Raw genomic sequence first — 13,827 nt, 5'->3', positions numbered from 1 at the left:
TGTAGGAGAAGGCTTAGGACATCCGTCGAATGTGCGGGGCTTCGAAAAGAGAGTGGAATGTCGCAACCCGTTACGCATCGGGCTCCATTCCAAGCAACGAAGTCATTCACAGTGGATTTGCCATGACGACATTTTTCGGAACGTTGAGCCGAGCCATCGCCGCTATCGCGCTCGTGTCCTCGCTGGGCGCTTGCGCCCTGTCTCCCGGTATGACCTTTAATTCCGGCCACCTTGTTGATCCCATGGACCCGAACTCCGTGGCGCCGATCAAGGAAATCACCCCCAGCCTGGTTGTCGACGACCTGCGCAACCGCCAGGCGTTGATCGATAACGACGGCGTCGAAAAGCTGGTCGGCAGCGTCGAGCCCTACCGCATCGGGCCGGGCGACATCCTTTCCATCGTGGTGTGGGACCACCCCGAACTCGTCCTTCCGACGCAAACCTATGCCATCGGGACTGGGGTGACCGAACTAGTCATGGGGGATACCGCCTCGGGCATACCGGGGTATACCGTCTCATCCACTGGATATATCCAATTTCCGTATACGGGACTGCTGAAAGTGGCGGGGTTGACGGAACTTCAGGCGCGCAATCTCATAGTCAATAGTTCCGGCAAGTACATCCAGGATCCGCAGATCACGGTACGCGTGCTGGGCTATCGAAGCAAGCGTGTCTACGTCGAAGGCGAAGTCAAGTTGCCGGGCACGGTTGCCATCAACGACATTCCGATGACTCTGCTCGAAGCGGTCAACCGCGCGGGTGGCTTGCTGCCCACCGCTGACCGCAGCGCCGTCTATGTCATTCGCGATGGCCGCCGTACCCGTGTGAACCTGCCCGCGCTGATCGAACGTGGCCAGGACTTGAATCAGGTCATGCTGAAGTCGGGCGACATCGTGCGCGTTACGCCGCGCGACGACAGCAAGATTTTCGTGATGGGTGAAGTGTTCTTGCCCACCACGGTCGTGATGCGCGATGGACGCATGTCGTTGACCGAGGCGCTGGGCATGGCGGGTGGCCCGAACCAGTTGACGGCCGACGCGTCGCAAGTGTTTGTGGTGCGCAGTACCGAGCAAGCGACGCCGCAGGTGTTCCACCTGAACGCCAAGTCGCCGCAAGCCCTGGCTGTTGGTGCGAAGTTTGAGTTGGAACCCAAAGACGTCGTGTTCGTGGATACGGCCGCGCTGGTGCGGTGGAACCGCTTCATCAGCAATCTGTTCCCGAGCGCGCAAACGGTACAGACCGTCAAGTCGATCAACTAGTCCGCCTTTCGGGCCTTCGGGCCCAAAACAACGCCTTTGGGGGCGCCGCATCCGCCGCGGCGCCCACGTCTGGAGAGCTGCATGTCGTTGCCCATCGAAGCATTCGAGCCGAACGTCCCGGCTCGCCAGCAGGAAACCCCGTTGTCCTCGCACGTGGACGCCATTATTTCGAATCGTTGGATGATCCTTGGGATCACGTTGCTCGCCTTCCTGGGCGCGCTGGCCTACGTGATGGTGACCCCATCCGTGTACTCGGCCGACATCATCGTGCAAGTCGAAGAGGAAATGCCTAACGGCCAGGCGCGCAGCCTGCTGGGCGACGTGTCCGCCATGTTCGACACCAAGGCAGAGACCTCGGGCGAAATGGAAGTGCTGCGTTCGCGCATGGTGGTGGGGCCGGCCGTCGACAAGTTCCTGTTGTATATCCATGCCAAGCCGCGTTATTTCCCCGTGGTGGGCGAATGGCTTGCGCAGCGCTATGAAGCGTTGCCGTATCCGTCCAGCCTGCCGCGCGGCGGCTATGCGTGGGGCGGCGAACAGATTGCGATCTCGCAGCTGGACGTGCCCAACGAATGGCTGGGCAAGCCGTTTCGCGTGACCACGCAAGGCGAGGGCCGCTACACGTTGACGGACAAGTTCACGGGCGCCACGTTCAGCGGCGCGGTGGGCAAGCCGGAACACTTCCTGTTGCCCGGCGGGGGCGCGATGGACGTGCATATCGACGCGTTGACGGGCCGGCCCGGCACCGAGTTCACGATCTCGCGCAGCTCGCGCCTGGCGGCGATCGAAAACGTGCAATCGCATCTGGGCATCTTTGAACGAGGCCGCGCATCGGGCGTGATCGGCGTCACGCTGGAAGGCAACGACCCGGCACTGACCACGGCCGTGCTGAACCAGATTGGCCAGGAGTATGTGCAGCAGAACGTCAACCGCAAAGCGGCGCAGGCCGAGAAATCGCTGGGCTTCCTGGAACAGCAGCTGCCCATCCTGAAGGGCGAGCTGGACGCGGCCGAAACCAAGTACAACGCCTTGCGCAACAAGCGCGGCACCATCGACCTGTCCGAAGAAGCCAAGCTGATCCTGGCGCAGTCGGTGGACGCGCAGACCAAGGTGATGGAACTGCGCTCCAAGCGCCAGGAACTGATCACGCGGTTTGCCCCCACGCACCCCAGCATCGTCGCCATCGATCGCCAGATCGCGTCGCTGTCGGGTGACGTCAGCCGCATCGGCAACAACATCAAGGCGCTGCCCGACCTGGAGCAGGACGTGGTGCGCCTGGTGCGTGATGTGCGCGTCAACACCGAGCTGTACACGGGTCTGCTGAACAACGCGCAGCAACTGCGCTTGATCCGCGCCGGCAAGGTCGGCAACGTGCGCATCCTGGATGCGGCGGTGCAACCGGACCGCCCCGTGCGCCCCAAGGCCGCGATCATCATCGGCGTGGCCACGGTCATCGGTTTGATCTTCGGCATGCTGTGCGCCTTTGTGCGCAACGCGCTGTTCGGCGGCCTGTCGGAACCCGACGACGTTGAACGCTACACGGGCCTGCCGGTGTTGGCCGCCATTCCGTACAGCGACATGCAGGACAAGCTGTGGCGCCGCAGCCGCCGCAAGAACGCGACGGTGCCCGCGCTGCTGGCGCAAAGCCAGGGCAACGCGCCACCTATCGAAAGCCTGCGATCGTTTCGCAACGTGTTGCAAGCCTCGCTGCGCCAGTCCGCCAACAACATGGTCATGTTCACCGGCCCGGTGGCGGGCGTGGGCAAGTCGTTCCTGTCGGCCAACTTTGCCTTCATCCAGGGCGGCGTGGGCAAGCGCGTGCTGCTGATCGACGCCGACTTCCGCAAGGGCCAGCTGAACCGCTATTTCGGCGTGCCCAAGGAAGACGGCTTGTTCGAAGTGCTGTCCGGCACGATTCCGCTGGCGCGCGTCAGAAAGCACAGCGTGTCCGAAGGCGTGGACTTCATCGCCACCGGCGCGGTCACTTTCGACCCGTCCGAGCTGCTGGCCTCGCCCGTGTTCGGCGCCACCTTGCGCGAGCTGTCCTCGCAGTACGACATGGTGATCCTGGACACGGCGCCGGTGTTGTCCTCGCCCGATGCGGCGGTGGTCGGCACGCATGCCGCCGCGGTGATGGTGGTGGTGCGCTCGGGCATGAACACCGTGGGCGAAATCCGTGAAACGGCCAAGCGCCTGATCCAGGCCGGCGCGCCGGTGGACGGCGTGCTGTTCAACGGCTTGAAACTGATGCCGGAGCGCTTTGGCTTCCGGTCCAAGTATGGGAATTATCGATACTCCCGTGCGGCGTATTACGGCGATTTCAAACAGAACGGTCCCAAGTAACGCCACCCGGAGAAACTGGCATGCACGGAACTTTTGGCTGGGATACCCCGCAAATTCTGGATGCGGTTTTCAAGGCTTACGACATACGCGGCACGGTGCCGGACGAAATTGACGCGCGCTTTGCGCACAGCCTGGGCATGGCGGCCGGCACCAAGGCGCGCGAGCTGGGGGCGCGGTCGATGGTGGTGGGGCGCGATGGCCGCTTGAGCAGCGTCGAGCTGGCGGCCGCGTTGCAGGCCGGGCTGCGTTCGGCCGGCATGCACGTCATTGACATCGGCATGGCCACCACGCCGATGGTGTATTTCGCCACGCGCCTGATGGACACGGGCGCGGGCATCGCCGTCACGGGCAGCCACAACCCGCCGGCCCACAACGGCTTCAAGATCGTGCTGGACGGCGCGTCGCTGTACGGCGACGGCATCACCGCCTTGCGCGATGCGATGCGCCTGCCGATCGAATCGGCCAGCGTGTCCGGCGGACGCACGCAGATGCAGATCCAGCCCTGCTACGCGGCGCGCCTGGTGGGCGACATCCGCATGGCGCGTCCGATGAAAATCGCCATCGACTGCGGCAGCGGCGTGGCGGGCGCGGTGGCGCCGGCGCTGTTTCGCGCGCTGGGTTGCGAGGTCACCGAACTGTTTTGTGAGGTAGACGGCTCGTTTCCCGGCCACCACCCGGACCCGGCCGACCCGCAAAACCTGCAAGACCTGATTTATTGCCTGCGCTATTCCGATTGCGAGGTTGGGCTGGCATTCGACGGCGACGGCGACCGGCTGGGCGTGGTGACAAAATCGGGACAGATCATCTGGCCGGACCGGCAGTTGATTTTGTTCGCCCGCGACGTGCTGTCTCGCAACCCCGGCGCGGAGGTCCTCTACGACGTGAAATGCAGCCGCCACGTGGCCCGCGCCATCTTCGAGGCCGGGGGCAAACCCACCATGTGCAAGACCGGGCATTCCCTCATCAAAGCCAAGATGCGCGAGTCGGGAGCGCTACTTGCTGGAGAGATGAGCGGTCACATGTTTTTCAAGGAGCGCTGGTACGGCTTTGACGATGGGATCTACGCCGCCGCCCGGCTGCTGGAGATCCTGTCCGCTGCGCCGGACCCGTCTGCCCTTCTTGAAGGCTTGCCGCAGTCCTGCGCGACCCCCGAAATCAAGCTGGACACCGCCGAAGGCGAACAGTTCGAACTGGTGAAGTTGCTGCGCGAGCAAGGGGAATTCCCCAGCGCGGTCTCCATCAACGATCTGGACGGCGTTCGGGTGGACTACGTCGATGGCTTTGGCCTGGCGCGTCCATCGAACACCACGCCGACGGTGGTTTTGCGTTTTGAAGGAGACACCGTGGCCGCACTGGCCCGGATCGAGGAGGATTTCCGCAACGCGTTCCGGCGCATTGCACCTCTCGTTCGTTTACCGTTCTAAGGAGCATCACGCGATGGGAAAGGCCAATTTTGCGATTGAGGCGTTAAGGGCGGATTCCGGCCTGGCGCAGAGCCCTGAGTGGCAGGCGTTCGCGCAGGCTGCCGAGGCCGCCGAACTTGACGCCAACACGCTTAAAGTCATTGAAGCTGCCGGTTTGTGCGTGGACCTGACCATGCAACGGCAATCGCCCGCGCTGGAAGCGGCCGCACTGAACCTGCTGCAAGCGCGCGGGCTGGCGGACGCCCGCCATGCGCTGTTCACGGGTGAACCCGTCAACTGGACCGAAGGCCGACCCGCCTGGCACACGGCCGTTCGCGCCGGGCGCACGCCCGAGCAACCGGACGGGCTGGACGCCGATTCCGTCTGCGAATATTCGCGCATGAGCGACTTCGTGCGCCGGGTGGACCAGACGGCAGATTTTTCAACCGTACTCCATATTGGCATCGGCGGCAGCGACTGGGGCCCGCGCCTGGCGGTCCAGGCGTTTGGCGGCCCCTCGCAACGCCGCCAGATACGCTTCGTGTCCAACATCGACGGCCACGCCTTCCATGACGCGGTGGCGGGCCTGGACCCGCGCCGTTGCCTGGTGGTGATTTCGTCCAAGTCGTTCACCACGTCCGAAACCATGCACAACGCGCGCGCCGCGATTGCGTGGCTCAAGCAGGGTGGGGTGGCGGACGTGTCCGAGCACCTGGCGGCCGTTACCGCCAACGTGTCGGCCGCGCGCGCGCTGGGCGTGCCCGCCAGCCACACGTTCAAAATGTGCGACTGGGTAGGCGGCCGTTATTCCGTGTGGTCGGTGGCCGGCCTGTCGATTGCGCTGACCGTGGGCGCCGACGTGCTGATCGGCATGCGCGCGGGCGCCGAGGCGATGGACCAGCATTTCCAGAACGCCCCGTTCGCCGCGAACGCACCGATCCAGCTGGCCTTGGCCGGCTTGGTCAATTGCAGCGTGCTGGGCTACAACTCGCTGAACATTGCCGCGTACAGCGCGCGTCTGCTGCACCTGGTGACCTATTTGCAGCAGCTGGAAATGGAATCGCTGGGCAAGCGCGTGGCGGGTGATGGCACGGCGGTGGGCGTGCCCACGGCCCCGATCATCTGGGGCATGCCGGGCACCGACGGCCAGCACACGTTCTTCCAGTGGTTGCATCAAAGCGAAGACGGTGCGCCGGTGGACTTCATTGCCAGCCTGCAAGGCCACGCCGACAGCCCCGACGCCCATCGCCATCTGCTGGCCAACTGCCTGGCGCAGCGTCAGGCGTTGCTGCGCGGCAAGAACCTGGAGCAAGCGTTGCAGGACGTCGCGCACATCGACGATCAGGAAAAGGCGTTGAGCCTTGCCCAGCACATGGTGCACCCGGGCGGACGGCCGTCCACGCTGATCGTGCTGCGCCAGCTGGACCCGCGTGGCCTGGGCGCCTTGCTGGCCTTGTACGAACACAAGGTGTTCGTACAAAGCGTGGTGTGGGGCATCAACCCGTTCGACCAATTCGGCGTGGAACTGGGCAAGCGCCTGGCCACGGGCATCGACCGCGAACTGGCCGTGCCGGTGTCGGCCGGGGTGGTCGACTGGGGCCATGACGCGTCCACCTCGTACTGGATCGATCGCTATCGCAGCCACACGCAGGCGCCGCGTCCGCGCCATGCGTGGGTGCCGGGCGTGGCGGCGCATCTGTGACGAGCGCCGCCATGTCAGGCATGCACGTACTGGTGACGGGCGGGGCCGGCTACATCGGCACGCACACGCTGATTGCGATGCTGGCGGCGGGCCAGCGGCCGCTGGTGCTGGATAACTTCAGCAACGGCAGCCGCGAGGCCGTGCGCCGCGTCGAACGGCTTTGCGGCCAGCCGATAGCGCTGATAGAAGGCGATATCCGCACCCCCGGCCTGATCGAGCGCGTGCTGTCGGACGCCGCCGCGCGCGGGCAACCGGTGCAGGCGGTGTTGCACCTGGCCGGTTGCAAGGCCGTGGGCGAATCGGTGGCCGACCCGCTCAAGTACTACGACAACAACGTCACGGGTTCGATGGTGTTGCTGCGGGCCATGCGCGAGGCGGGCGTGTCCCGCCTGGTGTTCAGCTCGTCGGCCACCGTCTACGGTGAACCGCAATTCCTGCCGTTTACCGAAGCGCATCCGTTGGCCCCGGCCAATCCGTATGGGCGCACCAAGCTGATGGTCGAGGAGATGCTGCGCGATGTCTGCACGGCCGACCCGTCGTTCAGCGCGGTCACGCTGCGCTACTTCAACCCGATCGGCGCGCATCCCAGCGGGCAGATCGGCGAAAGCCCGCGTGACCTGCCCAACAACCTGTTCCCGTATCTGACCCAGGTAGCGGTAGGCCGCCAGCCGTTCCTGCGCGTCTTCGGCAACGACTACGACACCGTCGATGGTACCGGCGTGCGCGACTACCTGCACGTCATGGACCTGGCGCAAGGGCACGTGCAGGCCCTGGCGTACGGCGCGGGCCAGAGCGGCTTTGTCGCCGTGAACCTGGGAACCGGGCACGGCACCAGCGTGCTGGAATTGGTGCGCGCCTTTGAAGCCGCCAGCGGTCTGCGCATACCCGTGCAGATCATGCCGCGCCGGCCGGGCGACGTGGCGCGCACCTGGGCGGACCCGTCGCTGGCCGAGTCGCTGCTGGGCTGGCGCAGCACGTACGACGTGGCGGCGATGTGCGCCGACGGCTGGCGCTGGCAGCAGGGCAATCCACAAGGCTACGAGGCGGACGACGCCAGCCAGGGCGTGCAGGCCGCCGTGGCATAACCCCTATGCCATATCGGAGGCCTGTTGAAAAAGGGGCGCCAGCGGTTACAGTTGACGGGACTATTGCGTAGCACCGTCAATGAGGCATTCCCATGTTTGACATCCATTCTCAGCCCGGGTCCACCCGCCCCGCCCAGGGGCAGTCGCGATGAACGGGCCCACCTACATTCCCCCCGCCCACTGGAATCTGGACAGCATCGTGTCCGGCTTGCGCGAAGCGCGCGTCGCCTGGCGCGGCCCGCGCGGCCGCCTGCGCGAAGATTCCGGCCTGCGCGAATTCCCGTCGCAGGAAAGCCTGCGCCAGATCATCAAGGACCTCTGCGGCGCCTTGTTCCCCATGCGGCTTGGCCCGATCGATCTGCGTGAAGAAGTCGAAGACTTCTACGTGGGCCACACCATTGGCGCCGCGCTGGACGCGCTGCTGCATCAGGTCTGTCTTGAACTGCAATACGTCGGTCGGCACGAACACGTCGACCCGGCCGAGACGCAGCGGCGCGCCATCGAAATCGTGCGCCAGTTCGGCGCCGAGCTGCCGCGCGTGCGCGCCGCGCTGGATCTGGACGTGACTGCCGCCTACCAGGGAGACCCGGCCGCGCACAGCGTGGACGAAGTGCTGCTGTGCTATCCCGGCGTGGCGGCAATGATCCACCACCGCCTGGCCAACGTGCTGTACCGGCTGAACGTGCCGATGCTGGCCCGCATCGTGGCGGAAATCGCGCACGCGGATACCGGCATCGACATCCACCCGGGCGCCACCATCGGCCGCAGCTTTTTCATCGATCACGGCACGGGGGTGGTCATCGGCGAAACGGCCATCATCGGCGACCGCGTGCGGCTCTATCAGATGGTGACGCTGGGCGCCAAGCGCTTTCCGCCCGGCGAAAACGGCGAGCTTAAAAAGGGCCTGCCGCGGCATCCGCTGATCGAGGACGACGTCGTCATCTACGCGGGCGCAACCATTCTGGGCCGCGTCACCATCGGCAAGGGCTCGACCATCGGCGGCAACGTCTGGCTGACGCGCAGCGTGCCGCCGGGCAGCAACGTCACGCAGGCCAGCCTGGTCAGCGACATGCCCGATTGTGGGCTGGGCGGCTGAACGCAGCGTAGGAATCAGGATGGACACCCAAGTCTCGGATCTGGCCGCGTTGCGCGGCTTTGTCGACCGCCACCCGCGGCTGTTCGTGCTGACGGGGGCGGGCGTCAGCACCGATTCCGGCATCCCCGACTACCGCGATACCGAAGGCGAATGGAAGCGCAAGCCGCCCATGACGCTGCAAACGTTCATGGGCGACGACCTGGCGCGCGCCCGCTACTGGGCGCGCAGCATGGTGGGCTGGCGTCGCTTTGGCCATGTTCAGCCGAACGAGTCGCATCGTGCCCTGGCGCGGCTGCAAGCGCGCGGCTTGATCACGGTGCTGGTCACGCAGAATGTGGACGGCCTGCACGAAGCGGCCGGCAGCCGCGACGTGGTGGACCTGCACGGCCGTCTGGACGAAGTGCGCTGCATGAATTGCGACTGGCGCGGCGGGCGTGCCGACTGGCAAGACCGCCTGCAAAACGGCAACCCCGCCTGGACGTCGCTGGATGCCACCGACGCGCCGGACGGCGACGCGGACCTGGAAGGCGAAGACTTCTCGCAATTCATCGTGCCGCCGTGCCCGCGCTGCGGCGGCATCGTCAAGCCCGACGTGGTGTTCTTTGGCGAAACGGTGCCGCGCGACCGGGTCGACCGCGCCAACGCCGGCCTGATGAGCGCCGATGCGGTGCTGGTGGTGGGGTCGTCCTTGATGGTGTATTCGGGCTACCGCTTCGTGACTGCCGCGTCACGCAACGGCATGCCGATCGCCGCCATCAACCTGGGCCGCACGCGTGCCGACAGCCTCTTGACCCTGAAGGTGGAACAACCTTGCGCGGTCGCGCTGGAAGCCTTGTAACGCGGGTTTTCGGCGGCCGGTTTTTGACCGGTTTAAGCAAGTGCTTGTCCTGTAAGCGTTTTTTGACGCCGTTACAGACCTTTCCATAGGGTTGTCCACAGGAACTGTGGATAATTCCTAGGGAATACCCCCGGTTTTGCGATCATCCCGCGTCCGCGATGTCCACCGCTTCGCCCAGCAACGCGCGGCGGGCGGCGTGCCAGCTGCCGGCATCCGGGGCATACAGCAGGCCGCCGGTGCGGTGCGTGGGCTTGTAGGGCGATCCGTCAAAGCGCGCGGCGTAGCCGCCCGCCTCGCGGTGCAGCAGCCAGCCCGCGGCGTGGTCCCAGGCCGTCAGCTGGTTGTACAGCGCAACGTGGCAATGGCCGGCCGCCAACATGCGGTATTCGTGGGCAGCGCAGCGCAGCGACGCGGTACTGCCCAGGCGCGACAGGTGGCTGTTCACGGTGGTGCGCAGCGGCTCGGGCAGGGCGTCCGTCGAGATCAGGCCGTCCATGTCTTCCAGCGGCGCGGGGCCGGCGACGGTCAACGGCGCCCGGCGCCCATTTTCGTATTCCATCCACGCCCCTTCACCCCGCACGGCCAGCGCGCTGTCGCGGTTGACCGGGTCGTAGATCACGCCCGCGATCACGTCGCCGCGATGGCAGGCGGCGATCATCATGCCGAACAGGGGCAGGCCCGCCACGTAGTTGCGGGTGCCGTCGATGGGGTCGATCAAAAAGGCCAGGTCGGCGTCGACCAGCATGTTCAGCAGCGAAGGGTTGCGCGCGGACGCCTCTTCGCCGATGAGCACGGCGCCTGGGTACAGCTTGGACAGGCGCGCGCCGATCATGCGTTCGGCGGCCTCGTCCGCATCCGTGACGAGGTCGCGCGGCGAACTCTTGCCCCGCACGGCGCCTTCGGGCAGGTTGCGAAAGCGCGGCATGACTTCCACCAGGGCCGTTTCGGCCAGCACGGCGGCAAGCTTGCGGGTGTCGTCAAGGGTAAAGGTTCTGCTCATACGGATCCATTCAGGGAACGCGCAAATCTATCATGCCTGGGCGGCATTTGATCGCGTTTCGCAAGTGACTGGATTGAAAGGACTTTTCCGGGCTGTGCAGGACTTATCTGCCGGGTTGTCCACAGTTGTTGGGGATAAGCGGCGGGGATAGCCGCTTATCCCCGGTGCGCGGCGAGCGCCGCGCACCGGCCGGGGCCTCAGGCGCCCAGGTCCACGCACAGGTACTTGATTTCGAGGTATTCCTCGATGCCGTACTTGGAACCTTCGCGTCCCAGACCCGACTGCTTGACGCCGCCGAACGGGCCGACTTCGTTGGAGATCAGGCCGGTGTTGATGCCGACGATGCCGTATTCCAGCGCTTCGGACACGCGCCAGATGCGGGCGTAGTCGCGCGTGAAGAAGTACGCGGCCAAGCCGAAGATGGTGTCGTTGGCCATGCCGATGACTTCTTCTTCGGTGTCGAAGCGGAACAGCGGGGCCACCGGGCCGAAGGTTTCTTCGGTGGCAAAGCGCATCGATTGCGTCACGTCGCGCACCACGGTCGGTTCGAAGAACGTGCCGCCCAGCGCATGCGGCTTGCCGCCGGCAATGACCTTGGCGCCGTGCGAGGTGGCGTCGGCGATGTGCTCTTGCACCTTTTCGATGGCGTTCGTGTCAATCAGCGGGCCTTGCGTCACGCCGTCTTCAAAGCCGTCGCCGACCTTCATGGCGTTGACCTTGGCGACCAGGCGCGTGGCGATTTCCTCGTACACGCCGGCTTGCACGTAGATGCGGTTGGCGCACACGCAGGTCTGGCCGGCGTTGCGGTACTTCGAGGCCAGGATGCCGTCAACCGCGCGGTCCAGGTCGGCGTCGTCGAACACGATGAACGGCGCGTTGCCGCCCAGTTCCAGCGACAGCTTCTTGATGGTGGGCGCGCATTGCTCCATCAGCGTGCGGCCCACTTCGGTGGAACCGGTGAAGCTCAGCTTGCGCACCACATCGCTTTCGCACAGCGCTGCGCCGATATCGCGCGAGCTGCCGGTGATGACGTGGAACACGCCCGCCGGAACGCCCGCTTCTTCGGCCAGCACGGCCAGCGCCAGCGCCGTCAGCGGCGTCTGCTGGGCGGGCTTGACCACCATCGTGCAGCCGGCGGCCAGTGCCGGACCGACCTTGCGCGTGATCATGGCGGCCGGGAAGTTCCACGGCGTGATGGCGGCGGTGACGCCAATGGGTTGCTTCAGCGCCAACAGGCGTTGGCCGGCCTTCGGGCTTTGCAGCACGTCGCCGTCGATGCGCTTGGCTTCTTCGGCAAACCATTCCAGGAACGATGCGGCGTAGGCGATTTCGCCCGCGGCCTCGGTCACCGGCTTGCCTTGCTCGGACGTCATGATGGCAGCCAGGTCCTGCTGGTTCTGCATCATCAGCTGCGACCACTTCAGCAGGATCGCGGCGCGTTCCTTGCCGGTCTTGGCGCTCCAGGCGGGCAGGGCGGCCTGCGCGCTGGCGATGGCCTGTTCGGTTTCCTTGCGGCCCAGCTTGGGCACGGACACGATGGTCTTGCCGGTGGACGGGTTGTCAACCGGGATCGATGCGCCGTTGCCGGCGCCAACCCACTTGCCGTCGATGTAGCAGGCGTCGCGCAGCAGATCGGGGCGCGACAGGGGATGGGTCAATGCGGTCATTATTGAAGTCTCCTTGATTGGGATTCAACGGGGCCAAGGCAGCGAAAAAAGCGCAACAGTAAAGCGCAACAGCAATGCGCAACAGTAAAGCGCAGCGGGCGCGGCGGAAAGATCCGCAACGCCCGCAATCACCGTGCCTGTGGCCCAAGAACAGGGTTCAGGCCGTGAACGTTACGCTGCCAGTGCGTCGGACAAAATCGCCAGCGCGCGGTCGAACTGCGCGTCGGGGATGGTCAGCGGGTACAGGAAACGCAGCACGTTGCCGTAAACGCCGCAGCTCAACAGGATAAGCCCTTGTTCCAGCGCGCGGGCCTGCACGCGCTTGACGGCTTCAGCGTCCGGCTTGCCGTTGGCGTCGTTCAGTTCCAGCGCCACCATCGAACCCAGGCCACGCACGTCGGCAATAGCCGGCACCTTGGCGCGCAGTCCTTCCAGGTGGGCGCGCAGCTTTTCGCCCAGTACATTGGCGCGATCGCACAGCTTTTCTTCGGCAATCACGTCCAGCACGGCGTGGGCCGCAGCCACGGCCAGCGGGTTGCCGGCGTAGGTGCCGCCCAGGCCGCCCGCTGCCGGGCCGTCCATGACGTCGGCACGGCCGACCACGCCCGAGATCGGGAAGCCGCCGCCCAGGCTCTTGGCCATGGTGATCAGGTCGGCTTGCACCGAGTGGTGTTCCATGGCGTAGAGCTTGCCGGTGCGGCCAAAGCCCGTTTGCACTTCGTCGGCGATCAGCAGGATGCCGTGCTCGTCGCAGAGCTTGCGCAGCGCGCTCATCAGTTCGGGCGGGGTGATGTTGAAGCCGCCTTCGCCTTGCACCGGTTCAATGATGATCGCGGCGACGCGCTTGGGGTCGATGTCGCACTTGAACAGCAGGTCCAGCGCCTTGAGCGAATCGGCAACGGAGATCGACTGCGTGGCGTTGGGGAACGGCACGTGATAGATGTCGCCGGGCATCGGGCCGAACGACAGCTTGTACGGCGCAACCTTGCCGGTCAGCGCCATGCCCAGCATGGTGCGGCCATGGAACGAACCCGAGAACGCGATGACGCCCGAACGGCCCGTGGCCGAACGCGCGATCTTGATGGCGTTTTCAACGGCTTCGACGCCGGTGGTGAAGAAGGCGGTTTTCTTCAGGCCGTCGATGGGGGCCAGGCGGTTGATGCGTTCGGCCAGCGAGATGTAGCTTTCGTACGGAACGATCTGGTAGGCCGTGTGCGTGAAGTTGTCCAGCTGGGCGGCCACGGCGGCCTTGACCTTGGGGTGCAGGTGGCCGGTGTTGAGCACCGCGATGCCGCCCGCGAAATCGATGTATTCCTTGCCGTTGGCGTCCCACAGCGTGGCGTTCTCGGCGCGCACTGCGTAGAAGTCGCACATGACGCCAACGCCGCGCGGCGTGGCCAAAGAACGGCGGGTATTCAGGTCTTGATTCTTCAT

Annotated in this window: 10 protein-coding genes; 7 read left to right on the top strand and 3 right to left on the bottom strand. The window is 65.4% G+C overall.

Annotated features, from left to right (window positions below):
- The first annotated feature begins 122 nt into the window (after positions 1 to 122).
- The 7 genes from AC0Z35_RS26205 (at position 123) to AC0Z35_RS26175 (ending at position 9,726) form a co-directional block, all read left to right on the top strand.
- Positions 123 to 1,259 carry a polysaccharide biosynthesis/export family protein gene (locus tag AC0Z35_RS26205; protein WP_046804111.1) on the top strand — a complete coding sequence of 379 codons (1,137 nt, stop codon included), beginning with the start codon at positions 123 to 125 and terminating at the stop codon, positions 1,257 to 1,259.
- An 81-nt stretch (positions 1,260 to 1,340) separates the two neighbouring features.
- Positions 1,341 to 3,602: a GNVR domain-containing protein gene (locus tag AC0Z35_RS26200; RefSeq protein WP_120156369.1), complete on the top strand. Its 2,262-nt coding sequence runs from the start codon at positions 1,341 to 1,343 to the stop codon at positions 3,600 to 3,602.
- 20 nt (positions 3,603 to 3,622) lie between these two features.
- Entirely contained in the window at positions 3,623 to 5,026 is a 1,404-nt protein-coding gene (locus AC0Z35_RS26195; protein ID WP_046804109.1) for a phosphomannomutase/phosphoglucomutase, read from the top strand.
- A 13-nt stretch (positions 5,027 to 5,039) separates the two neighbouring features.
- Positions 5,040 to 6,707, top strand: coding sequence for a glucose-6-phosphate isomerase (pgi, locus tag AC0Z35_RS26190; RefSeq protein ID WP_046804108.1), 1,668 nt, complete (start codon positions 5,040 to 5,042; stop codon positions 6,705 to 6,707).
- Positions 6,708 to 6,718: 11 nt separating this feature from the next.
- Positions 6,719 to 7,792, top strand: coding sequence for a UDP-glucose 4-epimerase GalE (gene galE / locus AC0Z35_RS26185; protein WP_120157558.1), 1,074 nt, complete (start codon positions 6,719 to 6,721; stop codon positions 7,790 to 7,792).
- 148 nt (positions 7,793 to 7,940) lie between these two features.
- Positions 7,941 to 8,888 (top strand): serine O-acetyltransferase EpsC, encoded by a 948-nt coding sequence (epsC, locus tag AC0Z35_RS26180; protein ID WP_046804107.1) that lies wholly within the window; start codon positions 7,941 to 7,943, stop codon positions 8,886 to 8,888.
- Between the two features lie 19 nt (positions 8,889 to 8,907).
- Positions 8,908 to 9,726 carry an NAD-dependent protein deacetylase gene (locus AC0Z35_RS26175; protein WP_046804106.1) on the top strand — a complete coding sequence of 273 codons (819 nt, stop codon included), beginning with the start codon at positions 8,908 to 8,910 and terminating at the stop codon, positions 9,724 to 9,726.
- A gap of 142 nt (positions 9,727 to 9,868) precedes the next feature.
- Here AC0Z35_RS26175 and AC0Z35_RS26170 read toward each other — a convergent pair whose 3' ends face one another.
- The 3 genes from AC0Z35_RS26170 to AC0Z35_RS26160 form a co-directional block, all read right to left on the bottom strand.
- Positions 9,869 to 10,726 carry an inositol monophosphatase family protein gene (locus tag AC0Z35_RS26170; RefSeq protein ID WP_120156367.1) on the bottom strand — a complete coding sequence of 286 codons (858 nt, stop codon included), beginning with the start codon at positions 10,724 to 10,726 and terminating at the stop codon, positions 9,869 to 9,871.
- Positions 10,727 to 10,923: 197 nt separating this feature from the next.
- Positions 10,924 to 12,393 (bottom strand): NAD-dependent succinate-semialdehyde dehydrogenase, encoded by a 1,470-nt coding sequence (locus tag AC0Z35_RS26165; protein WP_219990574.1) that lies wholly within the window; start codon positions 12,391 to 12,393, stop codon positions 10,924 to 10,926.
- 171 nt (positions 12,394 to 12,564) lie between these two features.
- Entirely contained in the window at positions 12,565 to 13,827 is a 1,263-nt protein-coding gene (locus AC0Z35_RS26160) for a 4-aminobutyrate--2-oxoglutarate transaminase (protein ID WP_046804103.1), read from the bottom strand.

This window comes from Achromobacter sp. 1L-A-4-B-C2, assembly GCF_057291955.1.
Note: the sequence above shows the minus strand (reverse complement) of the source record. Positions and strands in the feature narration are given on the sequence as shown.